This is a genomic window from Streptomyces sp. R44 (genome assembly GCF_041053105.1).
In the GTDB taxonomy this organism is placed as follows: domain Bacteria; phylum Actinomycetota; class Actinomycetes; order Streptomycetales; family Streptomycetaceae; genus Streptomyces.
Map to the genome: position 1 here is coordinate 5,215,890 of NZ_CP163444.1, position 24,543 is coordinate 5,240,432.

General features: G+C 74.0%; 20 protein-coding genes. 10 read left to right on the top strand and 10 right to left on the bottom strand.

From position 1 onward, the window contains the following. Positions 1 to 120 precede the first annotated feature (120 nt). On the bottom strand, positions 121 to 960 hold the full coding sequence (locus AB5J54_RS24410; RefSeq protein WP_369146030.1) for a lipase family alpha/beta hydrolase: 840 nt from the start codon (positions 958 to 960) through the stop codon (positions 121 to 123). Between the two features lie 302 nt (positions 961 to 1,262). Here AB5J54_RS24410 and AB5J54_RS24415 point away from each other — a divergent pair, with 302 nt between their 5' ends. Then, positions 1,263 to 1,670, top strand: a complete 408-nt coding sequence (locus tag AB5J54_RS24415) for a cobalamin B12-binding domain-containing protein (RefSeq protein WP_369146031.1) — start codon at positions 1,263 to 1,265, stop codon at positions 1,668 to 1,670. A gap of 121 nt (positions 1,671 to 1,791) precedes the next feature. On the opposite strand, the gene AB5J54_RS24420 is transcribed toward AB5J54_RS24415, so the two are convergent. Together AB5J54_RS24420 and AB5J54_RS24425 are read right to left on the bottom strand one after the other, a co-directional pair. Further along, a complete protein-coding gene (locus AB5J54_RS24420) occupies positions 1,792 to 3,456 on the bottom strand; it encodes a DUF5691 domain-containing protein (RefSeq protein WP_369146032.1) in 1,665 nt (554 codons plus the stop codon). Between the two features lie 131 nt (positions 3,457 to 3,587). Continuing rightward, positions 3,588 to 4,934, bottom strand: a complete 1,347-nt coding sequence (locus AB5J54_RS24425) for an SWIM zinc finger family protein (RefSeq protein WP_369146033.1) — start codon at positions 4,932 to 4,934, stop codon at positions 3,588 to 3,590. A gap of 129 nt (positions 4,935 to 5,063) precedes the next feature. On the opposite strand from AB5J54_RS24425, the gene AB5J54_RS24430 reads away from it, so the two are divergent. From AB5J54_RS24430 to sucD, 5 genes are all read left to right on the top strand, one after another. Beyond that, positions 5,064 to 6,221, top strand: a complete 1,158-nt coding sequence (locus AB5J54_RS24430; protein WP_369146034.1) for an AAA family ATPase — start codon at positions 5,064 to 5,066, stop codon at positions 6,219 to 6,221. Continuing rightward, positions 6,218 to 8,659 (top strand): DUF5682 family protein, encoded by a 2,442-nt coding sequence (locus AB5J54_RS24435; protein ID WP_369146035.1) that lies wholly within the window; start codon positions 6,218 to 6,220, stop codon positions 8,657 to 8,659. Before AB5J54_RS24430 ends, AB5J54_RS24435 begins: the two co-directional genes overlap by 4 nt. After that, positions 8,656 to 9,780, top strand: a complete 1,125-nt coding sequence (locus AB5J54_RS24440) for a VWA domain-containing protein (protein WP_369146036.1) — start codon at positions 8,656 to 8,658, stop codon at positions 9,778 to 9,780. Before AB5J54_RS24435 ends, AB5J54_RS24440 begins: the two co-directional genes overlap by 4 nt. A gap of 400 nt (positions 9,781 to 10,180) precedes the next feature. Then, complete coding sequence (sucC, locus tag AB5J54_RS24445) at positions 10,181 to 11,359, top strand: ADP-forming succinate--CoA ligase subunit beta (RefSeq protein WP_369146037.1); 1,179 nt, start codon at positions 10,181 to 10,183, stop codon at positions 11,357 to 11,359. 21 nt (positions 11,360 to 11,380) lie between these two features. Beyond that, complete coding sequence (sucD, locus tag AB5J54_RS24450) at positions 11,381 to 12,265, top strand: succinate--CoA ligase subunit alpha (RefSeq protein WP_369146038.1); 885 nt, start codon at positions 11,381 to 11,383, stop codon at positions 12,263 to 12,265. A 122-nt stretch (positions 12,266 to 12,387) separates the two neighbouring features. Here the strand turns inward: sucD and AB5J54_RS24455 are convergent, their stop codons facing one another. After that, positions 12,388 to 13,719 carry a sigma factor-like helix-turn-helix DNA-binding protein gene (locus tag AB5J54_RS24455; RefSeq protein ID WP_369146039.1) on the bottom strand — a complete coding sequence of 444 codons (1,332 nt, stop codon included), beginning with the start codon at positions 13,717 to 13,719 and terminating at the stop codon, positions 12,388 to 12,390. Between the two features lie 119 nt (positions 13,720 to 13,838). Between AB5J54_RS24455 and AB5J54_RS24460 the strand changes: the two genes are divergently transcribed. Next, positions 13,839 to 15,314: a DUF6350 family protein gene (locus AB5J54_RS24460; RefSeq protein WP_369146040.1), complete on the top strand. Its 1,476-nt coding sequence runs from the start codon at positions 13,839 to 13,841 to the stop codon at positions 15,312 to 15,314. A 4-nt stretch (positions 15,315 to 15,318) separates the two neighbouring features. On the opposite strand, the gene AB5J54_RS24465 is transcribed toward AB5J54_RS24460, so the two are convergent. Continuing rightward, positions 15,319 to 16,077 (bottom strand): hypothetical protein, encoded by a 759-nt coding sequence (locus AB5J54_RS24465; protein ID WP_369146042.1) that lies wholly within the window; start codon positions 16,075 to 16,077, stop codon positions 15,319 to 15,321. 219 nt (positions 16,078 to 16,296) lie between these two features. Here AB5J54_RS24465 and purN point away from each other — a divergent pair, with 219 nt between their 5' ends. Both purN and purH read left to right on the top strand, forming a co-directional pair. Then, positions 16,297 to 16,926, top strand: a complete 630-nt coding sequence (gene purN, locus AB5J54_RS24470) for a phosphoribosylglycinamide formyltransferase (RefSeq protein WP_369146043.1) — start codon at positions 16,297 to 16,299, stop codon at positions 16,924 to 16,926. Then, positions 16,901 to 18,466 carry a bifunctional phosphoribosylaminoimidazolecarboxamide formyltransferase/IMP cyclohydrolase gene (purH, locus tag AB5J54_RS24475; RefSeq protein WP_369146044.1) on the top strand — a complete coding sequence of 522 codons (1,566 nt, stop codon included), beginning with the start codon at positions 16,901 to 16,903 and terminating at the stop codon, positions 18,464 to 18,466. Before purN ends, purH begins: the two co-directional genes overlap by 26 nt. A 65-nt stretch (positions 18,467 to 18,531) precedes the next feature. Here purH and AB5J54_RS24480 read toward each other — a convergent pair whose 3' ends face one another. From AB5J54_RS24480 to AB5J54_RS24495, 4 genes are all read right to left on the bottom strand, one after another. Then, positions 18,532 to 18,993, bottom strand: a complete 462-nt coding sequence (locus AB5J54_RS24480) for a hypothetical protein (RefSeq protein WP_369146045.1) — start codon at positions 18,991 to 18,993, stop codon at positions 18,532 to 18,534. A 42-nt stretch (positions 18,994 to 19,035) separates the two neighbouring features. Next, complete coding sequence (locus AB5J54_RS24485) at positions 19,036 to 19,911, bottom strand: hypothetical protein (RefSeq protein WP_369146046.1); 876 nt, start codon at positions 19,909 to 19,911, stop codon at positions 19,036 to 19,038. A 130-nt stretch (positions 19,912 to 20,041) separates the two neighbouring features. Next, on the bottom strand, positions 20,042 to 21,367 hold the full coding sequence (locus tag AB5J54_RS24490; protein ID WP_369146047.1) for a protein kinase: 1,326 nt from the start codon (positions 21,365 to 21,367) through the stop codon (positions 20,042 to 20,044). Beyond that, a complete protein-coding gene (locus AB5J54_RS24495; RefSeq protein ID WP_369146048.1) occupies positions 21,364 to 22,134 on the bottom strand; it encodes an FHA domain-containing protein in 771 nt (256 codons plus the stop codon). Before AB5J54_RS24495 ends, AB5J54_RS24490 begins: the two co-directional genes overlap by 4 nt. Before the next feature lie 200 nt (positions 22,135 to 22,334). On the opposite strand from AB5J54_RS24495, the gene AB5J54_RS24500 reads away from it, so the two are divergent. Then, a complete protein-coding gene (locus AB5J54_RS24500) occupies positions 22,335 to 23,756 on the top strand; it encodes a DUF2079 domain-containing protein (RefSeq protein ID WP_369149444.1) in 1,422 nt (473 codons plus the stop codon). A 54-nt stretch (positions 23,757 to 23,810) separates the two neighbouring features. On the opposite strand, the gene AB5J54_RS24505 is transcribed toward AB5J54_RS24500, so the two are convergent. Then, entirely contained in the window at positions 23,811 to 24,422 is a 612-nt protein-coding gene (locus AB5J54_RS24505) for a hypothetical protein (protein ID WP_369146049.1), read from the bottom strand. Positions 24,423 to 24,543: the final 121 nt, after the last annotated feature.

The window sequence follows — 24,543 nt, forward strand, 5'->3', positions numbered from 1 at the left end:
CGGACAATCTTCGGAGGGGTTTGGGCCTGCAGGAAACGGGCAATCGACCGTGTTTTGCCAGCTCGGGTGGAGAGCTTTGGCCTTGTGTTCGATGAACGTTCGAAGAACGGTGTCGTGCGGTCAGGCCACGGAGGTGGCGCCCGGCCCCTCTTCCCGCGCCCCGTCGCCCGTCCCGGAGGCGGCCGGACCACCGGCGTCGAGGGCCTCCCGGACCCCGGCGGCCACCGTCGGATGCACCGGCAGCGCGAGATGACCGATCCCGCTCACCCGCACGTTGTGCACGAGCAGGTCGGGATGGTCGAGACGGGCGGTCTCCACGGGCACCATCACCTGGTCCAGATCGCTCCAGAAGCTCACGAACCGCGTCCGGCAGCCGGGCGCGGGCCCGGCGAGCTCCCGCAGGACCTCCGAACCGGGCCGCATCTGCCGCACCAGCGGATGCGCGTCGGCGAGCGGAGCCACCGTGGTGCCGGAGTGCGGGGTGCCGAGCGTGACCAGGGTGCGGACCCGGGTGTCACCGCCCAGTCGCTGCACGTAATAGCGGGCGATCAGCCCGCCCAGACTGTGCCCGACGATGTCGACCTCGTCGTGCCCGGTACGGGCGCGGATCTCGTCGACCCGGCGGCCGAGCAGCTCGGCGGCGGCCCGCAGGTCGCAGGTGAGCGGGGAGTAGTTGAGCGACTCGACACAGTCACGGCCGTGCCGGGTGAGGGAACGGCGCAGCAGGACGAAGACCGAGCGGTTGTCGACGAAACCGTGCAGCAGGACCACCGGGCGGCTGCCCGGGGCGATCGTCGTGGCCGGTGCGGCGGGGTCGGCGGTGGGGTCCGCGGTGGGGTCCGACGTGGGGGAGACCCGCTCGGCGACGATCCCGTACGGGTAGAGGACGAGATGGCCGGTGAGGATCGCGACTTCCAGCGCGGTGGCCTTCATCAGGGCGGTGACCTTGCCGAGCTCCATGGCCGGCCTCCCGAACGGCACGCGGGGCGCGAACGGTACGCCGGTCCGCCGCGCCCCCGCGCCGCACGGACGGCGGCACGGGGGCGCGGCGACCTCGTCGCGGCTCCCTTCGCGACCGGCCCCGCTCGCGGCTGGTGGGCCCAGGAGGAGGGCCCGTGAGCGGGGACGGCGCAGAGCGAACATGTCCCACGTGTGATTTCCCCCTCGGTCGCCACCGCGAAACGGCCGGGTGCGGGATGCTGGAGATAACGTTCGTTCACCTCCCCGGCAACGAGGCGCGGGGGTCGCATGTGGAGGCAGTCATGGGTGTGAGCGGTCCGATCCGCGTGGTGGTCGCCAAGCCGGGTCTCGACGGCCACGATCGCGGAGCCAAGGTGATCGCGCGGGCGCTCCGCGACGCCGGCATGGAGGTCATCTACACCGGGCTCCACCAGACGCCCGAGCAGATCGTCGACACCGCGATCCAGGAGGACGCCGACGCGATCGGTCTCTCGATCCTCTCCGGAGCGCACAACACGCTGTTCGTGAAGGTCCTGGAGCTCCTCAAGGACCGCGACGCGGAGGACATCAAGGTCTTCGGCGGCGGCATCATCCCCGACGCGGACATCCCGCCGCTGAAGGAGAAGGGCGTCGCGGAGATCTTCACGCCGGGCGCGACGACCACGTCGATCGTCGACTGGGTGAACGCGAACGTCCGCGTCGCCGCGTGATCCGACGCGCGATGCGCAGGTGACGACAGGGCCCTCCTGAACGGGGGCCCTGTCGCCGTTCAGGGGTTCCTCCTCGTTCAGGGGGTCCTCCTCGCGGGCGTGGTTCCGGCGGGCCCGCGCCTCAGGGGGCGGACGGCTGTACGGGGGCGGGCTCCGGTGGCATGAGCTCGGCGCGCATCGCCGCTCGGAGCCGTAGCGTCGAGACCAGGCGCTGGAAGGCCTCCGCCCAGTAGTCGCCCGCGCCGGGGGAGTGGTCCTCCGCCTCGTCGGGGCGGGCGGTCAGGGACTCCAGCTGCCGTGCCGCCTCCGGGGCGAGGCAGCGCTCCGCCAGGCCCATCACCCCGCTGAAGCTCCACGGGTAACTGCCCGCCTCCCGCGCGATGTCGAGGGCGTCGATCACCGCAGCCCCGAGCGGCTCCGCCCACGGGACGGCGCAGACACCGAGCAGCTGGAACGCCTCCGAGAGGCCATGGGCCGCGACGAACGAGGCGACCCAGCGCGCCCGTTCCTCCAGGGGCAGCGTCGACAGGAGCTGGGCCCGCTCGGCCAGGGACGAGGTGCCGGGGCCCGTCGCGGGCGGTGTCGAGGGGGCACCGAGCAGCGCCCGCGACCAGGCCGGGTCCCGCTGACGCACGGCGGCCCGGCACCAGGCCGCGTGCAGCTCGCCCTGCCAGTCGTCGGCGACCGGCAGCGCCACGATCTCCTCCGGGGTGCGGCCCCCGAACCTGGCCGGCCAGGAGGGCAGTGGCGCGGCCTCGACGAGCTGGCCCAGCCACCAGGAACGCTCGCCCCGGCCCGCCGGAGGCGTCGCCGCAAGACCGTCCCGCTGCATCGCCGCGTCGCACTCGTGCGGGGCCTCGACCGCGATCGTCGGCACCGGGGCCGTACGGTCCAGACCGACGCAGGTGGCGGCCCGGACCGCCATCCGGCCCGCGAGAGCGGAGGCCGGCAGGGCGGAGAGCAGCTCGGCCGCGGTGGCCCGGACATTACGGCTCCGGTCGCCGAGGGCCTCCTCCAGGAACTCCTCGTCGGCGTCGGACAGTCCGGTCCGCAGCGAGTCCAGGAACATCAGCCGGTCCTCCGCCCGCTCGGCGGACCACGTGGAGGCGAGCAGCGCGAGACCGGCGGCGGGGTCCTCGGTCCGCACGGCGGCGAGCAGGGCGACCCGCTCGGCGAACAGGCCCTCCTCCCACAGGGCGCGGACCCCCTCCGGGTCCTGCGGGGACGGGAGGTTGCCGCCCGCGCCCGTGCCCCGGAGGGCGAACCTCCACTCGGGGTTGAGCCGGGCCAGCCACAGACCGCGCGGACCGGCCAGCCGCAGCGCCTGGGGCCGCAGATCGGTGCGGGCCCTGGCCGCGTCGAGCAGCGCCGGCAGGGCGGCGGGCGAGGCCTTGTATCCGTACCGGTTGGCGAGGGCCAGCCACTGGGGGAGCAGCTCGGCCAGGTCGGGAGCGGCCCCGCGCCGCCCGGCGGGCGAGGGTGCGGCCCGGCCGGCGAGCAGCTGGTCGAGCCGGCGCCGGGCGGCCTCGGGCAGCGGGGCGCGAGGGTCCTCCGGCGCGGGGTCCGGCAAGGGCGCGGCGGGCCCGGGCCGCAGCCCCGCCCTGCGCCGTACGGTGTGCAGCGCGGCCGCGTCGAGCAGCGCGTCCGGCATGTCCCGGGGTGCCGTCGAGCCCGCGAGCCCGGCGGGCGGCCGCCGGTCCGTGCCGAGCAGCGCCGAGCTGACGAGCTCGTCCCAGGCCGCGTCGTCGGCGGGGGGCGTGGTGGAGGTGGTCGTGGTGGTGTCCATCGGGCTCCTCCCGTGGGTCGGTGCGCGGTGGTCGGGTCCTTGAGGGGTGGACGTCATGTGAGCGGGCGTCATGCGGGTGTGGGTGTCATGCGGGTGGGTGTCACAGGGGCCGGCCTCATATCGAGGGGGCGTCATGTGAGGGGGACCGTCTCGCCCGGTGTCTCCGGCGACCAGGCGGCGAGCGGGGTGAACCCCCGGTGCCCGCACTCCCCGAAGACGGTCACCGGGGCGCCGCCGGACAGGGCGAGCAGGCGCCAGAGGCCGGGCCGGGACTGGGCGGCGGGCGTCAGGGGCAGCGCCTCGCGGCCGTCGGCGTCGGCGAGCTGCCAGCCGTACTCCGCGCGGGCCGGGACGACCCCGCTCAGCGTCACGGGCCAGGACTCCAGCCACGGGTCCTCGGACAGCGCGCGGCCGTACGCGTCGAGTGCCGCGCCGACCGGTCCGCCCGCCGGCGGGGCGACGGGGCCCGCGACCGGGACGAACCGCTCGCCCGGCTCCGCCCGCACCTGCCCGGAGCCGGTGTGCGGGGTCAGTTCGCCGTCGAGCAGCGCGCCCACGGGGAGCGCGAGCTGGGGCGCCCTGCCCGCCGCGCCGAAGGAGAGGAGGAGGGCGGTGCGGCCGGTCGACGTGCCGTGCAGCCAGATCCGACGGGTGGTCAGCCGGGAGTCCGCCGCGTCGTACTGGGCGAGGACCAGCCAGTGGTCGCGCACCGGGACGCCGTCGGCCGGGGCGGTGAGGCCCACCCGGGTCCGTACCGTCGTCGCGAGCGGGGCGGGCAGCCGGTCCGCCGCCAGCCACGCCCGGTCGAGGAGATGGGTCAGCGCGCACTCCTCCAGGAGCCGCACGGGCCAGCCGGGCCCCGAGCCCGGTATCGCCCCCAACTCCCGGACCCGCCCCGCGAGTCCCGGCGCCTGGGCGTCGACCATGCGGGCCGCCGTCTCCTCCCACAGCCCGTACCCCGCCTGCCCGGCCGCCGCCAGGCCGCCGCGCAGCAGATCGGCCAGCCGCTGCTCCAACTCCCGCGCGCCCGAGGTGATCCGGGCCGCCCGCCGCTCGGCCCTGCAGCGCGCAGCCTCCGGGTCCGCCGTCGCCGTCGGAGCCGCCTCCCCGGCCCGCCGCCCGGCGTCCGCGCCCCGGGCCCGGCGCGCGGTGAGCCACTGCGCGGCCCAGTCGGGAGCGGCGGCGTCCTCGGCGGCGATCCCGTCCGCCGCCTGGAGGAGGAGCAGGCCCAGCGCGTGCTTGCAGGGGGACTTCCGGCTGGGGCAACCGCAGGAGTACGCCGGGCCCGTGGTGTCGACGACCGTCCGGTACGGCGTGCTTCCGCCGCCCTTGCACAGGCCCCAGACGGCGCCGTCCCCGCTCCCCGTCTCCGACCAGGGCCCGGCCGTGCCGAGCTTGCTCCCCGCTCTGCGCGACGCCTCGTCAGGAGCCAGTGCCAGCACCTGTTCAGCCGTCCGGCGCACCCCCATGCCATTCATGCCTTCGACGGTAGAGGTCGCCACTGACAACGCCCCTGACAATGCCCCTGACCAGCGGTGACATCCGATTGTCAGTGGCATGGTGCACGGTGGATCGCACAGCAGGTCGAACGATCTGGAGGGGGATCCATGCCCGTGCCCGAAACCATCGCGAAGCCCGGTTCCGGTGTCGAGACGGACACCGGAGCGGGACGGCAGCAGACCGCCGCCGAGGCCCTGCGGCCGCACGCCGAGCACGCCTTCGCCCATGAACTCGCGGCCCTCGCCGCCGCCGACGACCGGCCCCGGCCCGCCCGCTGGCGCCTCTCGCCCTGGGCCGTCGCCACCTACCTCCTCGGCGGCACGCTCCCCGACGGGACCGTCGTCACGCCCAAGTACGTCGGACCGCGCCGCATCGTGGAAGTCGCCGTCACCACCCTCGCCACCGACCGGGCGCTGCTCCTGCTCGGTGTCCCCGGCACCGCGAAGACCTGGGTCTCCGAGCACCTCGCCGCCGCCGTCAGCGGCGACTCCACCCTCCTCGTCCAGGGCACCGCCGGCACGCCCGAGGAGGCCATCCGGTACGGCTGGAACTACGCCCGGCTCCTCGCGCACGGGCCCAGCCGGGACGCCCTCGTGCCCAGCCCCGTCATGCGCGCGATGTCCCATGGCAAGACCGCCCGCGTCGAAGAGCTCACCCGCATCCCCGCCGACGTGCAGGACACCCTCATCACGATCCTGTCCGAGAAGACCCTGCCCGTCCCCGAACTGGGCGAGGAGGTGCAGGCCGTCCCCGGCTTCAACCTGATCGCCACCGCCAACGACCGCGACCGGGGCGTCAACGAACTCTCCAGCGCCCTGCGCCGCCGCTTCAACACCGTCGTCCTCCCGCTGCCCGCGACCCCCGAGGCCGAGGTCGACATCGTCGCCCGCCGGGTCGAACAGCTCGGACGCTCCCTCGAACTGCCCGCCCTGCCCGACGGCGTCGACGAGATCCGCCGGGTCGTCACCGTCTTCCGCGAGCTGCGGGACGGGGTCACCACCGACGGCCGGACGAGGGTCAAGTCCCCCTCGGGGACGCTCTCCACGGCCGAGGCGATCTCCGTCGTCACCGGCGGACTCGCCCTCGCCGCCCACTTCGGCGACGGCGTCCTGCGCCCCGCCGACATCGCCGCCGGCATCCTCGGCGCGGTCGTCCGCGACCCGGCGGCCGACCGGGTCGTCTGGCAGGAGTACCTGGAGACGGTCGTACGGGAGAGAGACGGCTGGAAGGACTTCTACCGCGCCTGCCGCGAGGTGAGCGCATGACGCCCACGGCATCGGAGCTGTCTCGGGACGTGCGTCCGGACGTGGGCCCGGCCTCGGGTGTCGGCGCCGGGGGCCGCCGGCCGCGGGGTGGGCCCCTGTTGCTCGGGGTGCGGCATCACGGGCCCGGGTCCGCGCGGGGGGTGCGGGCCGCCCTGGAGGCGGAGCGGCCCGCCGCGGTGCTCGTCGAGGGCCCCGCCGAGGCCGACGCCCTCGTGCGGCTCGCCGCCGACCCCGGCATGCGGCCGCCCGTCGCGCTGCTCGCCCACGCCGTGGACGACCCCGGGCGGGCCGCTTTCTGGCCGATGGCCGCGTTCTCGCCCGAGTGGGTCGCGATCCGCTGGGCCCTCGACCACGGCGCCGCCGTCCGCTTCGTCGACCTGCCCGCCGCCCACACCCTCGCCGCCGCCGACCCCACCTGGAGCGACGAGGAGGAGGAAGTCAGTGGGAGCGGTCTGCGGATCGACCCCGTTGCCGAACTGGCCAGGACCGCCGGGTACGAGGACGCCGAGCGCTGGTGGGAGGACGTCGTCGAGCTGCGCGGGGACGGCGACCCCACCGCCCCCTTCGAGGCCCTCGCCGAGGCCATGGGCGCCCTCCGCGAGACGTACGGGCACGGCGGCCACCCCCGCGACCTCGTCCGCGAGGCGTACATGCGGCTCCGGCTGCGCGCCGCCCGCAAGGAGTTCGGGGACTCCGTCGCCGTCGTCTGCGGGGCCTGGCACGTCCCCGCGCTCACCCGCAGGACCACCGTCGCCGCCGACAAGGCCCTCCTGAAGGGCCTGCCCCGGGCGAAGACCGAACTGACCTGGGTCCCCTGGACCCACCGCAGGCTCGCCCGCCGCTCCGGCTACGGCGCCGGGATCGACGCGCCCGGCTGGTACGGGCACCACTTCGCCGCCCCCGACCGGCCCGTCGAACGCTGGATGACCAAGGTCGCCGGCCTGCTCAGGGCCGAGGACCATCCCGTCTCCTCCGCCCACGTCATCGAGGCCGTCCGGCTCGCCGAGAGCCTCGCCGCCCTGCGCGGCCGCCCGCTCCCCGGCCTCGACGAGACGACCGACGCCGTCCGTGCCGTCCTCTGCGAGGGCTCCGACGTGCCGCTCGGCCTCGTCCGCGACCGGCTCGTCGTCGGCGACGTCCTCGGCGAGGTCCCGGCCGCCGCCCCCGCCGTACCCCTCCAGCGCGACCTGGCCCGCCGCCAGCGCAGCCTGCGCCTCAAGCCCGAGGCCGAGGAGCGTGAGCTCGGCCTCGACCTCCGCAAGGACATCGACGGAGAGCGCAGCCGCCTGCTGCACCGGCTGCGGCTCCTCGGCGTCCACTGGGGCGAGCCGGCCGCCGGACGGGCCGGCACCGGCACCTTCCGGGAGACCTGGCGGCTGCGCTGGGAGCCCGAGCTGCACGTCCAGGTCGCCGAGGCCGGCGTCTGGGGCACCACCGTCGAGGCCGCCGCCACCGCCAGGGCCGAGTCCCGCGCCCTCGCCGCGACCGCGCTCACCGACATCACCGCCCTCGCCGAGCAGTGCCTCCTCGCCGGGCTCGCCGACGCCCTGCCCGTCGTCATGCGGGCCCTCGCGGACCGCGCCGCGCTCGACACCGACGTCGCCCACCTCGCCGAGGCCCTGCCGGCCCTGGCCCGCTCCCTGCGCTACGGCGATGTCCGCGGCACCGGCACGGCGGCGCTCGGCGAGGTCGCCGCCGGGCTCGCCGAGCGGATCTGCGTCGGCCTGCCGCCCGCCTGCGCCGGCCTCGACGCGGACGCCGCGACCGGGATGCGGGACCGCCTCGACGCGGTCCACACGTCGATCGCCCTCCTCCAGGACCATTCCGCAGCGCCGGCCGCGCCCACCGCGCCCACCGCGCCCTCAGCGACCCCAGCACCCACCGCGCCCTCCGCCCCCGGCACCCCCGTCGCCACCCCCGCCGCCGACCTCCCCCGGCGCTGGGCCGGGGTGCTTCGCAGGCTTGCCGAGCGGGACCGGACACCGGGTGTCCTTCGGGGGCGGGCCGCACGGCTGCTGCTCGACGAGGGGCGGATCGCCGACCAGGAGGCCGCGGTGCTCATGAGCCGTGCCCTCTCGCCCGGCACCCCGCCGGCCGACGCCGCCGCCTGGGTCGACGGGTTCGTCGGCGGGGCCTCCGGCGGCGGGCTGCTCCTCGTCCACGACGAGCGGCTCCTCGGGCTCGTCGACGCCTGGCTGAGCGGTGTGCCGGACGAGGCCTTCGCCGATGTCCTGCCGCTCCTGCGCCGCACCTTCTCCGCGTACGAGACGGGCGTCCGCCGCACCCTCGGCGAGCTCGTCGCCCGGGGCCCCCGTTCCGGCGGGTCCGGCCCCGCCGCGCCCGGCACGCCCGGCTTCGGGGCCACCCCCGATCGCGCGCGGGCCGACGGCGTGCTCCCCCTGCTCCACCTCATCCTCGGAAGGGAGGCCCTCACATGACCACCGACGAGCGGCTGCGGCGCTGGCGGCTCGTGCTGGGCGGCGGGGACGCCGACGGCACCGGCCGCGCGCTGACGGGCACCGACGCCCTCATGGACGGCGCCCTCGGCAGGCTCTACGACCAGACCGGCGACCGCTCGGGCGGGCTCGGCGCCTCCGCGCCCTCCGTCGCCCGCTGGCTCGGCGACATCCGCACGTACTTCCCGAGCTCCGTCGTCCAGGTCATGCAGCGCGACGCCATCGACCGGCTCGGGCTCGCCACCCTCCTCCTGGAGCCGGAGATGCTGGAGGCCGTCGAGCCCGACGTGCACCTCGTCGGCACCCTGCTCTCCCTCGGCAGGGCCATGCCCGAGACGACCAGGGAGACCGCCCGGGCCGTCGTCCGCAAGGTCGTCGACGACCTGGAGAAGCGCCTCGCCGCCCGCACCCGCGCCACCCTCACCGGCGCCCTCGACCGCTCCGCCCGGATCAGCCGCCCCCGCCACCGCGACATCGACTGGGACCGCACGATCCGCGCCAACCTCAAGCACTACCTGCCCGAGCACCGCACGGTCGTCCCCGAGCGGCTCATCGGCCACGGGCGCGCCTCCCGGGCGGTCAGGAAGGAGGTGGTGCTCTGCATCGACCAGTCGGGCTCCATGGCGGCCTCCGTCGTCCACGCCGCCGTCTTCGGCGCCGTGCTCGCCTCGCTGCGGTCGCTCGCCACCCGCCTCGTCGTCTTCGACACCTCCGTCGTCGACCTGACCGAGCAGCTCGACGACCCCGTCGACGTCCTCTTCGCCACCCGGCTCGGCGGCGGCACCGACATCAACCGCGCCCTCGCCTACTGCCAGTCCCGCATCACCCGCCCCGCCGACACCGTCGTCGTCCTCATCAGCGACCTGTACGAGGGGGGCATCCGCGACGAGATGCTGAAGCGGGTCGCCGCGATGAAGGCCTCCGGGGTGCAGTTCGTGAGCCTGCTCGCGCTCTCCGACGAGGGCGCGCCCGCCTACGACCGGGAGCATGCCGCCGCCCTGGCCGCGCTCGGCGCCCCCGCCTTCGCCTGCACCCCCGACCTGTTCCCGGAGATCATGGCCGCCGCCCTGGAGAAGCGCCCCCTTCCGATACCCGAGGCCTGACGGGCGGGGTGCGGAATCCGTCGTCCCCGGACCACCCGGTCGGGTGCCCGCGAGCCGACTGAGGCCCATATCACACTCGTGACGGAACGCCCCTCACTCCGGCGCCCGGCGCGTCGTGAGTGCCCCGAAGGCCAGTCCCCGCCTGCCGCGTGGGGTTCCCGGTCCCACCTCGGCACCCCTACGGACAGCCCTCCCGCCCGTACGGTCTGTGACCCGTATCACCGCTCTGTTGTGATCTGCGATTTAGGGACCCACGGCCCTCGGGGATAACCTGCGAGACGGACATGCCGCGTCCACGGACTCCGTGCACGCCTCCCTTGTGACAGCGCAGTCACGTTGCCCTCCGCGGCACGCCCACGCAGACAACGAACCGCGATCATCAGAAAAGGGACGGACGCGCGTGGACCTGTTCGAGTACCAGGCGAGGGACCTCTTCGCCAAGCACGGTGTACCGGTGCTGGCCGGTGAAGTCATCGACACGCCTGAGGCGGCGCGCGAGGCCACCGAGCGTCTTGGCGGCAAGTCGGTCGTCAAGGCGCAGGTGAAGGTCGGTGGCCGCGGCAAGGCCGGCGGCGTGAAGCTGGCCGCCACCCCGGACGAGGCCGTCGCCCGCGCGACGGACATCCTCGGGATGGACATCAAGGGCCACACGGTCCACAAGGTGATGATCGCGGAGACCGCTCCGGAGATCGTCGAGGAGTACTACGTCTCGTACCTCCTCGACCGCACCAACCGCACCTTCCTCGCCATGGCGTCCGTCGCCGGTGGCATGGACATCGAGGAGGTCGCCGCGACGACCCCCGAGAAGCTCGCGAAGGTGCCGGTCGACTCCAACAAGGGCGTCGACATCGAGAAGGCCCGCGAGATCGTGGCCCTGGCGCAGTTCCCGGCCGAGGTCGCCGAGAAGGTCGCCGAGGTCCTCGTGACCCTGTGGAAGACCTTCGTCGCCGAGGACGCGCTCCTCGTCGAGGTCAACCCGCTGGCCAAGGTCGCCTCCGGCGAGGTCATCGCCCTCGACGGCAAGGTGTCCCTCGACGAGAACGCCGACTTCCGTCAGCCGGAGCACGAGGCGCTCGAGGACAAGGCCGCAGCCAACCCGCTCGAGGCTGCCGCCAAGGCCAAGGGCCTGAACTACGTCAAGCTCGACGGCGAGGTCGGCATCATCGGCAACGGCGCCGGCCTGGTCATGTCGACCCTGGACGTCGTCGCGTACGCCGGTGAGAACCACGGCGGCGTGAAGCCGGCCAACTTCCTCGACATCGGTGGCGGCGCCTCCGCCGAGGTCATGGCGAACGGCCTGGAGATCATCCTGGGCGACTCGGACGTCAAGTCCGTGTTCGTCAACGTCTTCGGTGGCATCACCGCCTGTGACGAGGTCGCCAACGGCATCGTCCAGGCCCTGGAGCTCCTCGCCTCCAAGGGCGAAGAGGTCACCAAGCCGCTGGTCGTGCGCCTCGACGGCAACAACGCGGAGCTGGGTCGCAAGATCCTGTCGGACGCCAACCACCCGCTCGTGCAGCGCGTGGACACCATGGACGGCGCGGCCGACAAGGCCGCCGAGCTCGCGGCTGCGAAGTAAGGGACAGGGGAAACCACAGCCATGGCTATCTTCCTCAACAAGGACAGCAAGGTCATCGTCCAGGGCATGACCGGTGCCACGGGCATGAAGCACACCAAGCTCATGCTGGGTGACGGCACCAACATCGTCGGTGGCGTGAACCCGCGCAAGGCCGGCACGACCGTCGACTTCGACGGCACCGAGATCCCCGTCTTCGGCACGGTCGCCGAGGCCATGGAGAAGACCGGCGCCAACGTCTCGGTCCTCTTCGTGCCGCCGGCCTTCGCGAAGGCCGCCGTCGTCGAGGCGATCGACGCCGAGATCCCGCTCGCCGTCGTCATCACCGAGGGCATCGCCGTCCACGACTCCGCCGCGTTCTACGCGTACGCCGTGGACAAGGGCAACAAGACCCGCCTCATCGGCCCGAACTGCCCCGGTCTCATCACCCCGGGCCAGTCCAACGCCGGCATCATCCCGGGCGACATCACGAAGCCGGGCCGCATCGGCCTGGTCTCGAAGTCCGGCACGCTGACGTACCAGATGATGTACGAGCTCCGTGACATCGGCTTCTCGTCCGCCGTCGGCATCGGTGGCGACCCGGTCATCGGCACCACGCACATCGACGCCCTCGCGGCGTTCGAGGCGGACCCCGACACCGACCTGATCGTCATGATCGGCGAGATCGGCGGCGACGCCGAGGAGCGTGCGGCCGACTTCATCAAGGCCAACGTCACCAAGCCGGTCGTCGGCTACGTCGCGGGCTTCACCGCGCCCGAGGGCAAGACCATGGGCCACGCCGGCGCCATCGTCTCCGGCTCCTCCGGCACCGCCCAGGCGAAGAAGGAGGCCCTTGAGGCCGCCGGCGTCAAGGTCGGCAAGACGCCGACCGAGACGGCCAAGCTGGCGCGCGCCATCCTCGCGGGCTGAAAAAGCTGAAGAACGGGCTGGTGCGCACAGCAGCCTGAAAGCAGTGCGAGGCAGTACGTGAGTGGGCCCCGCCCCTCCCGGGAGACCGGGGGGGGCGGGGCCCTTTCACGTCGTCGTACGCGTCACTCGACCGCCGGGACCAGCCGCTCCGGACCCGGGTTGGGCTCCGAGCGCAGCTTCTCGCGCAGCTCCAGGTCCTCCGGGCGGAGCTTCTGCGGGCCGCCGCGCACGGGCACGCCGTTGACGGTCTCGCCGGGGGCGTTCACCGGGATGTAGCGGGTCGGCGCGGTCGCCGCCGTGAAGCCGGTGACCCCGATGAGGACCGCCGTCACCCCGAGCACCGCGCGCGTCCAGGTCCGGGTCCGGTGCTCGCTGCCCGTCCGGACCGAGCGGGCGGCCGGCAGGGTCGCGGACGGCGCGTCCGCGACCAGCGCGCTCAGCCGCCGGTGCAGGTCCTCGGGGGCGGCGAGCTCGGGGATCCGCTTCGCGATGACCGTACGGGCGTGCAGCAGCCGGTTCGCGGCCGCCGGGGTGCTCGCCTCCGTCTCGGCCGCCGTCTCCGGCAGGTCGAGGCCGAGCCCGTCGTAGAGCAGGACGGTCCGGCGGTACGGCGGCGGCAGTTCCAGGAGCGCGTCGAGCAGCGCCCGCCGGTGCGCCTCGGCCGGCGGGGCGTCGGGGTGCTTGTGCGCACGGCGCAGCCGGTGCCAGGGCGAGAGGGCGTACTCGTACGCCGCCGCCCGCACCCAGCCCACCGGGTCCGGGTCCTGGGCGACCTCGGGCCAGTGCCCCCAGGCGTGGTGGAAGGCGTGCTCGACCGACTCGCGGGAGAGTCGGCGGCGCCCGGTGAGCAGGTACGTCTGGTGGACGAGGCCCGGTGCGGCGTACGCGTACAGCGCGTCGAAGGCCTCCTCCGGGGTGAGGCCCGGTACGGCCGGTTCCGCGGGGGCCTCGGCCGCCACCGGTTTCAGTCGCTCCGGCGGCTTCGAGGTGCCCTTGCGGGCCGGGCCGGGGGTGATGGCCGGGGCGGGGGACGGCGCACCCGGCGGCTTGGCGGCCCGCTTGACGGCGGCCTTGGGCCGGACGCTGGCGGAGGCCGGCGAGGGGGTCGCCGCGGGCTGGGCCTGACCCTGGCCGTGGGCCGGCGCGGCCATCGACCGGGCCTGGGCGTGCGCCTGCGGTGGCCGGGCCGGCTGCCCGGGCTCCGGGGCGGGTTCCGGGGCGGCCGGGAGCGGGGCTTCCGGCCCGTGCGCGCCGAGCAGTCGCGCGTACGCCTCGCGCTTGCGGCCCCGGGGAGCCGAGCGCCCGGTCTCCCAGGACCTGACCGTGGCCTTCGTGACGCCCATGGCCTCGGCGACCTGCTCCTCGCTCAGGGCGAGGGCCTCACGCAACCTGCGCCGCTCCTTCGGCGTCGGCAGGGTGACGGAGGATGCGGAATCCGCGGTGCTCCGGCTCATCGGCGTCGACCTCCCGCAGAGCTGCTCTGGGCGGAAAAGTACATAAACGTATATTGAGCGACACAACGGAGGTTTGCCTGTTACGCGGCAAAAGCGCGTGTCGTTGGGAGCATGACCCCGTGACCCATGTGACCGAGCAACCCCTGGTCCAGGGCGGCCGTTCCGCCGCGCTCGCCACCGCCTGCGTCCGGGGCGGGGTCGCCGCCGGGCTCGGTCTCGGCGCGCTCGCGGTCCTGGTGATCGTGGCCTGGATCAGCTCCCCGTACCCCGACAGCGGCCCCGCCGGCGCCCTGCACGCCGCCGCCGGGATCTGGCTGCTCGCGCACGGCGTGGACCTGGTCCGCACGGACACCCTGTCCGGCCTGCCCGCGCCCCTCGGCATCGTCCCGCTGCTGCTCGTCGCCCTGCCCGTCTGGCTCGTGCACCGGACCGCCCGCGACACCCTCGACCCGGGCGACGACGGCTCCCGGCCGCGCCCCTCCCCGGCCGGCGCCCTCGCCTCCGTCGCCGGGGGGTACCTCCTCGTCGCGGCCGCCGTCGTGGTCTACAGCGAGAGCGGCCCGCTCCCCGCCGACCTGCTCACGGCCGGACTCTGGCTGCCCGCCGTCGTCACCGGAGCGGCGGGCGCGGGCGTCTGGACCGCGCTCGGCCGCCCGCTGCCCGGGCAGTGGCAGGCGGCCGTCGCCCTGCGCGCCGCGGGGCTCGGGACCCTGACGCTGCTCGGCGGCGGTGCGGTGGCCGCGGCGGTCTCGCTGGCCTGGCACGCGAGCCGGGCGCAGGCCTCGTTCGAGGGCCTCGCGGGGGAGTGGTCCGGTCGGGTGACGGTCCTGCTGCTCGTCCTCGCGCTGCTGCCGAACATGGCCGTCTGGGGAGCGGCGTACGGCCTCGGGCCCGGCTTCACCCTCGGTACGGGCGCGCTCGCGACCCCGCTGGGACTCGTCGGCGACCCGACCGTGCCGCCCTTCCCGCTCCTGGCCGCGCTGCCCGCCGAGGGGCGCGGGACCTGGGTCCACTGGGCGGCCGCGGCGGTCCCGCTGGCCGCCGCAGTGGTGCAGGGCGGCCTCGTGGGCCGTGCGGCGCGGAGCCGCCCGGCCCGGGAGGCGGCCCTGACGGCGCTCGGCGCGGCCTGGGGGTGCGGGGCGGCCGTGGCCGTCCTGGCGGGCGCGGCGGGCGGCCCGCTCGGCACCGGCCGGCTCTCGGCGTTCGGCCCGGTGTGGTGGCAGGCGGGCGCGGCCGCGGTGCTGTGGGGGGTCGGCGTGGGAGTTCCGGTGGCCTTGGGGGTACGGGCCTGGGGCCGCCGGGTGCCGCGCTCCCAGAGGCCGGTGCCCGTGCCGGAGCCCGCGCCGGGCCCGGTGGCGGCCGCGGTGGTCCCTGCCGGTGCGACGGAGGCCCGGCCGGAGGCGGACGAGCCCAAGGCGCCGGACCTGGAGGCCGGCGGCACCGGCCGGGCCGCCGAGAGCGACCCGTACACCGACGCGTACACCGCCCCGATCGGCGACCCCTTCGACGATCCCGGCTTCGAGCCGTACGACTACCTCCCGGCGGCCTGGGAACCGTCCCCTCCGCCGCCCCCCGCGGCCCCGGACCGGCCGTAGGGGACTACTCCCGCACCCCGAAGCCCGCGCGCAGCGGCTTCGGCAGGAGGTCGTTGCAGGCCAGCTGGCCCGCGTGGGTGAGGGCGTCGTCGCGGCACTCGTAGAAGTCGCGGTAGACGAGCTGCATGGTGAAGCCGACCGCGACGATCATCAGGGCCACGCTCGCCGCGACGAGACCGCTGATCGCCGCCGTCCGCATCGAGCGCAGCGGAGCGATCGCGGCGGACGCCCCCGCCGGCTGTCCCTCGGAGGGCGCCGGAGGTGTCGGAGGCTGCGACGGCGACGGCGAGGCCGGCTGTGATGTCGACGACAGTTCCCCGGCCGCCTTCGGCTTGCCGCGCAGCGAGCTGATCGCCCAGTAGAGACCGAGGGCGCCGAGGAGCAGCGCCAGCTCCGGGATCTCGAAGATCGCGAAGAAGAAGGCCCACATGCCCGCGAGGATCGCGTACCGCGCCCGCCGCTGTACCGGGTCCGTCGGGTCCCAGCGCATCCCCGGGCCCTTCCCGGGCCCGCCCTGCCCGGGGCCGCCCTCCGGCCCGCCCTGACCGGCTCCCCGGCGCTCCGGACCCCGGCCGAAGCCGTCCTGGGAGGGGCCCGGCTGGCGCGGGCTCCACCGGCCGTCGGACGGCCCCGACGAGTCCGGGCCGCCGGACGTGTCGTCGTCCGAGCCCTCCGGGTGCCGCGGCTGCCACGGCTGATCCGGGCGGCCCTCGGGCGGCGGCGCGAACGGGTTGTTGTCGTCCGTGGACTGGCGTTCCGGCATCTGCTGAACGTCTTCCCTCTGTCGTCGTGACCGCGGCCGCACCCACGGCCCCTGCTGGCGTCGGACCCTGACGCTACCGCCCTGCTCCGCCCCCGTCCCGTGGGGGCCGTCCCGTGTGCCGGTATCGTTGCTGACGGTCGAGCCATTCGTAGGGTTCCCCGTATCGAGGGGCACGATTCGTTCGTACGACCGCACAAACACCACGGAAAGAGTGACCCAGTGGCTGCCGCCCGCCTCGTCGTCCTGGTCTCCGGCTCCGGCACGAACCTCCAGGCCCTGCTCGACGCGATCGACGCCGACCCCGAGGGCTACGGCGTGGAGATCGTCGCCGTCGGCGCCGACCGCGAGAACATCGTGGGTCTGGAGCGTGCGGAGCGGGCCGGTCTCCCCACTTTCGTGTGCAAGGTGAAGGACCACGCGACCCGCGAGGAGTGGGACCGCGCGCTGACCGAGGCCACCGCCGCGTACGAGCCGGACCTGGTCGTCTCGGCCGGTTTCATGAAGATCGTCGGCAAGGAGTTCCTCGCCCGCTTCGGCGGCCGGGTCGTCAACACCCACCCGGCGCTCCTCCCCAGTTTTCCCGGTGCCCACGGGGTGCGTGACGCCCTCGCCTACGGCGCGAAGGTCACCGGGTGCACCGTCCACTTCGTCGACGACGGTGTCGACACCGGCCCGATCATCGCCCAGGGCGTGGTCGAGGTGCGGGACGAGGACGATGAAGCCGCTCTGCACGAGCGCATCAAGGAAGTCGAGCGCTCGCTGCTCGTCGATGTCGTGGGGCGTCTCGCCCGGCACGGCTACCGCATTGAGGGACGAAAGGTTCATGTCGGTGAACACGGACACCGTTAAGCCCATCCGCCGCGCGCTGGTCAGCGTCTACGACAAGACGGGGCTCGAGGAGCTGGCCCGCGGTCTGCACGAGGCCGGTGTCGAGCTCGTCTCCACCGGTTCCACCGCCGGGAAGATCGCCGCCGCCGGGGTCCCCGTCACCAAGGTCGAGGAGCTGACCGGCTTCCCCGAGTGCCTCGACGGGCGCGTCAAGACCCTCCACCCGCGCGTGCACGCCGGCATCCTCGCCGACCTGCGCCTGGAGTCGCACCGCGAGCAGCTCGCCGAGCTCGGCGTGGAGCCCTTCGACCTGGTCGTCGTGAACCTCTACCCGTTCCGCGAGACGGTCGCCTCCGGCGCCACCCCGGACGAGTGCGTCGAGCAGATCGACATCGGCGGCCCGTCGATGGTCCGCGCCGCGGCCAAGAACCACCCGTCGGTCGCCATCGTCACCAGCCCCGAGCGGTACGCCGACGTGCTCGCCGCCGTCCAGGCCGGCGGCTTCGACCTGACCGCCCGCAAGCGGCTCGCCGCCGAGGCCTTCCAGCACACCGCCGCGTACGACGTGGCCGTGGCCTCCTGGTTCGCCGACGACTACGCCGCCGCCGACGACAGCGGCTTCCCGGACTTCCTGGGCGCCACGTACGAGCGCAACAACGTGCTGCGCTACGGCGAGAACCCGCACCAGGGCGCCGCGCTCTACGTCGACGGCACGGGCGGCCTCGCCGAGGCGGAGCAGCTGCACGGCAAAGAGATGTCGTACAACAACTACACGGACACCGACGCCGCGCGCCGGGCCGCGTACGACCACACCGAGCCCTGCGTCGCGATCATCAAGCACGCCAACCCGTGCGGCATCGCGGTCGGCGCCGACGTCGCCGAGGCCCACCGCAAGGCGCACGCCTGCGACCCGCTGTCCGCGTTCGGCGGCGTCATCGCCGTCAACCGCCCGGTCTCCGTCGCGATGGCCGAGCAGGTCGCCGAGATCTTCACCGAGGTCATCGTGGCCCCCGGCTACGAGGACGGCGCGGTCGAGATCCTCGCCAAGAAGAAGAACATCCGGGTCCTGAAGGCCGAGGGCGCCCCGTCCAACCCGGTCGAGGTCAAGCCGATCGACGGCGGTGCCCTCCTCCAGGTCACCGACCGCCTCCAGGCCGAGGGCGACGACCCGGCGAACTGGACCCTGGCGACCGGCGAGGCGCTCTCCGCCGAGGAGCTCGCCGAGCTCGCCTTCGCCTGGAAGGCCTGCCGCGCGGTCAAGTCCAACGCGATCCTGCTCGCCAAGGACGGCGCCTCGGTCGGCGTCGGCATGGGCCAGGTCAACCGCGTGGACTCCGCGAAGCTGGCCGTCGAGCGGGCGGGCGAGGAGCGGGCGCGCGGCTCGTACGCCGCCTCCGACGCCTTCTTCCCCTTCCCCGACGGCCTGGAGATCCTCACGGCCGCCGGCGTGAAGGCGGTCGTCCAGCCGGGCGGCTCGGTCCGTGACGAGCTCGTCGTCGAGGCCGCGAAGAACGCGGGCGTGACGATGTACTTCACCGGCACGCGCCACTTCTTCCACTGATCCCGGGGATGTGACGGAGGGCCCGTCGGTACGCACCGCGTACCGGCGGGCCCTCCGCGTACGGGTCAGCTCATCCAGCGGTCACAGGAGTTCACCCACTGGTGGGAGCGGATGTTGTTGTTCATGGTGTTGCCGTCGCTGAAGGTGTTCCGGGAGAGGTCGTCGACGAAGAACTCCTCGGCCTTCAGGCAGTTGTAGCCGCCGCCGTTGTTCTCGTAGTAGAAGAACTTCACGATGGAGTAGCTGCCGGTGTAGCCGGCGTTCATGACGGACGACGCCTTGTCGGCCGCGTTGGTGAAACCGCCGCCCGCCGCGTTCCAGTCGGCGTCGTTGCCGGCGGCGCTGCCGAGGTACCCGTTGCAGTACGTGCCGTCGTAGGCGTACACGTTGCCGTTCCGGCCCGGCCAGATGTCGTTGCAGTGGTTGCTCGCCGTGCCGGAGCTCGATGCCTGGGCCGCCGTGGCGGGGGCCACGAGGCCCGCGACGGCGAGGCCGAGGGCGGCGACGGACGTACCGATCCTGCGCATGGTTCGCTCCTTCGGTGGGTGCGGGTGGTGACGGTGGGTCGTTCAGACCCGGGCGCCGGTGATCCCGGCGGCCCGCTCGTAGGCCCCGCGCTGGAGCCGGCGATGCGCGTCGAGCTCCTCGCCGTACTGCTCGCGCAGGGCGTTCAGGTAGTGCGTCTGGCGCTCGCGGGCCACGGCGGCCAGCGAGGTCTCGCGGGCGCAGCGCGCCTCGGCGACCGCGGTGCGGGTCTCGCTCGCGAAGTCCCGCGTACGGGCCGCGGCGTCCCGCGCGGCCGTCGGGTCGGGGTAGGCGAGGCCGGCCCGGCGCATGCAGGCCGCCCAGCCCGCGAGGGCGGTCGTGAACCGCTCGTCCCGCAGGACCCGGGGGACGTACAGGGGCTGCAGATTGGTGACGGCCTTGTCGGCTCGGAACCAGGCGTCCGGGTCCCCGTACAGCTTCCGCTCGGCCTCCTCCGAGCAGCCGCCGAGCCGTTTGCGGACGGTCGCGGTGCCGCCGGGGAGCTTCGTGCTGAGGATCCTGGCCCGACGGCCGCCGTCCAGCGCCTCGTCGTAGGCCGTGCGGCGCTCGGCCGAGAGGCCCTGGCGGTACGCGCCGTTCGGATTCGTCCGCCGGTACCGGTCGGCCGCGGCCGCGATCCGGCTGCCGTAGCCGTGCTTCCGCGCCCACTCGACGTCGTCGCTGACGTAGCCGGGCTCGCGGCTCTCCTCCAGGCTGAGCCGGGGGCTCGTCCAGTACGAGAAGCCGGCCCGGTTCATGCACCGCTTGATCAGCACCTCGTCGGCGTCCGAGATCCGCAGCTGCTCGGCCTGCGTCAGCTCGCGCTCCGGCGGGGCGGCGGGCTCCGGTCGCGAGCAGCCGGCCGTCACCGCCGCGACGACGGCGACGACCGCGCCCGCGCGAACGAGCAGGTGCTTCATCCTCGGCCCCCCTGGTGACTGCGCCGCCCGTCCGCGGCGCAGTCACACCATGCGGCCGCCGGGGGCCGCGGGGTACCTCGTAACTCCTAGGGAAGCGCTACGGTTCCGGCGCCGTCCCAGGTCAGGGGCCTCAGCAGGTCTTGGTCCAGGTGTGCGAGGCGATCGGCCGGCCGAGGGCGAGGTCGCGGCGCGCGCCCTGCCGTACGCAGCCCAGGCCGTCCTTCAGGTTCTTCTCCGCGAAGTAGGCGACGTGGACGAAGCCCTTCGGGTCGGCGGAGCCGTTGTTGAACACCGAGCGGGGCTTCCGCTTCCGCGCCCAGTCGCAGACCGTGTCGCCGTCGAACCACTCGGGATCGTCGTTGAACCACGCGCACATCTCGCCCCGGCCGCCGGGCTCCGAGAAGAAGCAGACGTCGCCCGGCGCGCAGCGCTCGTACCCGGCGGCGGTGTTCTGCGCCGCCTTCTTCCCGACCGGCTCGTCGCGCAGCGAGTTCAGGCCGAAGCCCGCCGCCGTCAGCACGGCGAGCGACACGGCGAGGAGCGGGACGAGCCGTCTTCGACGGCGGCGCGGCATGCGGCCCGCGGCCGCCTCCCGGACCCGGCGGAGCAGGGACGTCGCGTCGTGGACGGCCCGCTCCCCGTGGGTGCGGCTCAGGCAGTCCGTGACGATCTCCCGCCACGGTTGCGGGAGTTCGGGGGAGAGGCGGAGTTCCTCCTCGCCGCGCGCGTAGCGCAGGGCGGCGTCCCGGCGAGCGGTCGGCGTGCCGCCGGGAAGGGGGGAACAGCCGGTGAGGACGAGGTGGGCCAGGACACCGAAGGCCCACACGTCGGCGCTGGGCCGGATGCGGGTGCCCCGGTCGCCGACCTCCGACCAGAGCAGCTCGGGCGGGGTGTAGTCGGGGGTGGCGAAGCCGGAGGCGTAGGCGTGGCTGCCCTCCAGCTCGCTCGCCGTGCTGAAGTCGCCGAGGCGGACGCTGCCGTCCTTCATCAGCAGGACGTTGCCCGGCTTGAGGTCGCCGTGCACCCAGCCCGCCGTGTGCAGCTGGTGCAGGCCCTCGCAGATCTGGACGAGCAGCGCGGGCCCGGACGGCGGCGGCGCGCCGGTCCCGGAGAGCAGTGACTGGAGCGGGCGCTCGGCCTCCTCCAGTACGAGGACGGTGGCGCCGTCCAGGTCCGGATGTGCCGGGTCGTCGACGGTGAGGGTCTCGTACAGCCGGATCAGGCGGGGCGAGCGGAGCCGGCTCAGCAGCTCGACCTCGCGTTCGGCGAGGTCGCGGAGGTGGCGCAGCTGACGCGGGGTGCGGGTGCCGGTCGGGAGGAACTTGAGGGCGGCCCGGGAGCCGTCGCTCCGCCGTGCCGCGTACACGCTGCCGAAGGCTCCCGCGCCCAGCGGGCGCTCGACGACCCAGTCGCCGATCTCGTAGCCGACCGGCACGGTCAGCGGGAAGGCGGTCACCGCGCGACCTCGGCCAGGGTCGACAGGTCGTCCTCGCGGACCAGGTCGAAGCGGAGGGCGAGGGAGACCAGGGACTCCTTCTTGCCGTTGAGGCGCGGGCCCCCGTCGGCTCTGTCGGGGCCCGGCTTGAGCCGTAACTTCACGGCCAGGTAGTCGATGTTCCACTGCACGGAGGCACGGTTCACCGCCGGCCACACCGGGCGCAGCCGCCCCACGATCTGCTCGACCGTCGGCAGCGGCGCGTGCGGGGCGCCGCGCAGGCGGGACTCGCAGAGCGCGGCGAGGACGAGGAAGTAGCGCTTGGTGCGGTCGAGGGGGAAGGCGAGCGCGGTCGGCTCGCCCTCCCCGGAGGCCTGCGCGCACTCCACGTAGTCGTGGCGGGGCGCCCAGACGCAGAAGTCGAGCAGGTCGCCGCCCGCGGGCAGGACGACCCGCGAGAACTCGAACGGCACCGGGGCGTCGACCCGCCCCGGTGCGATCTTGATGTGCTCCCCGGCGCCCTCCGGGTTCTCGACGACGTAGGTGGAGGCGGTGCTGAAGTTGCTGAGCGTCCAGTAGCTCGCCGTCGCGCCGATCTCTCCGGCGGTGCGGGACACCCCGGGGTGGGGGATGTCCAGGTGGCGACGGTGTCCGCCGGCCGTGCGAGGGGTGGTGCGGCCGGAGTCGTACGGGGTGGTGCGGCCGAAATGGAGCCTTTCGCCGGGCGCCAGTCTGAGCTGGCTTCCGGGGTCCGCGGCGTGTGCGGGCACCACGATGATGCTGTACATGACGCTTCCTTTCCCCGAGGTCTGCGGGGGTCAGGCTAGGAAGCTCCGATAAACGAATGCAGAACGTCATCCTCCGTGCACGGATCCGGACGGGGGCCGGGGAGGGCCGGCTGCGACAGATCCGCCGAACGGGTGGACTCTGGTCTAATGGGTTGCTCTTTTGTCGGCCGCCGGTTGTGGGGGACGTGGTGTTGGACGTACTGAACAGGCCCGCTGCGGAGTCCACCGAAGCGGAGCCGTCCGACGGCCTCTCCCCGGCGCCGCTCCGCCCGTACCTGATCCTCGCGGGCGTCCTCTGCGGCCTGTACTTCCTGTACTCCTGGGTGCAGTACGCGCACTTCCGCACGCCCTCCTGGGACCTCGGGATCTTCGGCCAGTCGGTCCGGGCGTACGCCGAGTTCCGGGCCCCCCTCGTCGACATCAAGGGCCCCGGCTTCCCCATACTCGGCGACCACTTCAGCCCCGTCACCGCGCTCCTCGCGCCGCTCTACTGGATCTGGCCCTCGCCGGTCTCCCTGCTCTTCGGGCAGGCCGCGCTCTTCGCCGCCTCCGTCGTCGTCGTCGGCCGCACCACCCAGCAGATCCTCGGCAGCCGGGCCGCCGGCATCGGGCTCACGCTCGCGTACGGCCTGTCCTGGGGGCTCCAGGAGGCCGTCAAGTCCGACTTCCACGAGATCGCCTTCGCCGTCCCGCTGCTCGCCCTGACCTGCCGGGCCCTGCTCCTCGGGCGCTGGACCGCGGCCGCCGCCTGGTCCGCCCCGCTCGTCCTGGTCAAGGAGGACATGGGCCTCACCGTCGCGATGGTCGGCGCGGTCCTCTTCCTGAAGGGGCGCAAGCGTCTCGGCGCGGCCCTGGCCGGCTTCGGCGTGGCTGCCTTCGCACTGACGGTCCTCGTCCTGATCCCGGCGGCGAGCAAGCTCGGCCAGTACGACTACTGGTCGAAGATCGAGAAGACCGGCACGGGCGCCGACACCTCCTTCGGGCAGGTCGTCGCCGACGCCCTCGGCTCCGGCGAGCGATGGGAGATGGTCTTCTACCTGCTCGCGATCACCGGCTTCCTCGCCCTGCGGTCCCCGCTGGTCCTGCTCGTCCTGCCCACCCTCGGCTGGCGCTTCCTCTCCCAGGACGCCAACCACTGGGGCATGCACTGGCACTACAGCGCGATCCTGATGCCGGTCGTCTTCCTGGCCCTCGTGGACGGCGTCCGCTCGGTCCGCACCTCGCCGCGCGCCTGGCTCGTCTCGTACGGGAAGGTCGTGATCCCGGTCGCGACGGCGGTCGCGCTCGCCCTCGCCGCGAACCTGCCGCTGCGGGAGCTGACGAAGGCGGAGACGTACCGGACGGACACCCGGACCCTGGAGGCGCGGGCGGCGGTCGACGCGGTGCCCGAAGGGGCGAGCGTCGAGGCGGACGTCTCGCTCCTCGCCCACCTCACGGCGGACCACCGGGTCTACTGGGTGGGCACCTCGAAGGGGGCCACGCCGGACTATCTCGCCTTCGACCTGCGGGGCTGGGGGCAGCAGGTGTCGGATCCGGCGCAGCTGGCTTCGCAATTGCATCCGGAGGCGCGCTACGAGATCACCTACCGCTCGGACGGGTTCGCGGTCCTGAAGCGGCAGTGACACGCGGGAGGGGCGGGATCCGGAAAACGGATCCCGCCCCCCACCGGTTCACGCTCAGTACTGCTGCCGGTTCCGGTTGAACCAGGCCGAGCCGTCCGACTTCGCCGTGAAGACGATGATCATCACGCCGAGGGCGAGGCTGACGACGCCGAGCGGCAGCGAGAAGAGGCTGAACAGCACCGCGAAGGAGGCCCAGACGATCGCGCCGATCCGGACGCCGTTGCCGCCGGACGCGAACTTGGCGGCGAGCACCATGCCGAGGACCGCGAAGATCAGCGACACGACACCGGCGCCGATCATGATGCCCTGGCCCAGGTTCGCGAAGGTCTCCTCGTCGCCGGACAGGGCGCCCTGCTTCTCCAGCTCGCTGGTGAAGGTGAAGGAGAGGGCGATCGCGGCGATGCCGCCGATCAGGTTGAGGACGCTCATGATCCACAGCATCACGCGCGCCGACTTCACACCGCCCGGCATCTCCATGACCGCGCCCGGGTACCCGCCGCCGTACGGCGAGACCGGCGGGGCCGCCGGGTAGCCGTAGCCCTGCTGCGGGACGCCCTGCGGGGCCTGCTGCGGGTAGCCGTACCCGGGCTGTCCCTGCGGCTGGCCGTACCCGGGCTGCTGTCCCTGCGGCTGGCCGTAGGGGTTGTTCGGATCGCCGAAGCTCATCGCGGGATTCCTCCGTGAAATTCTCTGTGCGGGGACGACGCGGCCCGCGCGGAGGACCTTCACGGCATTTGAGCGGATCTCCCCCCGGCACTTTCCGCGGTACTACGCGGATCATCGTCGT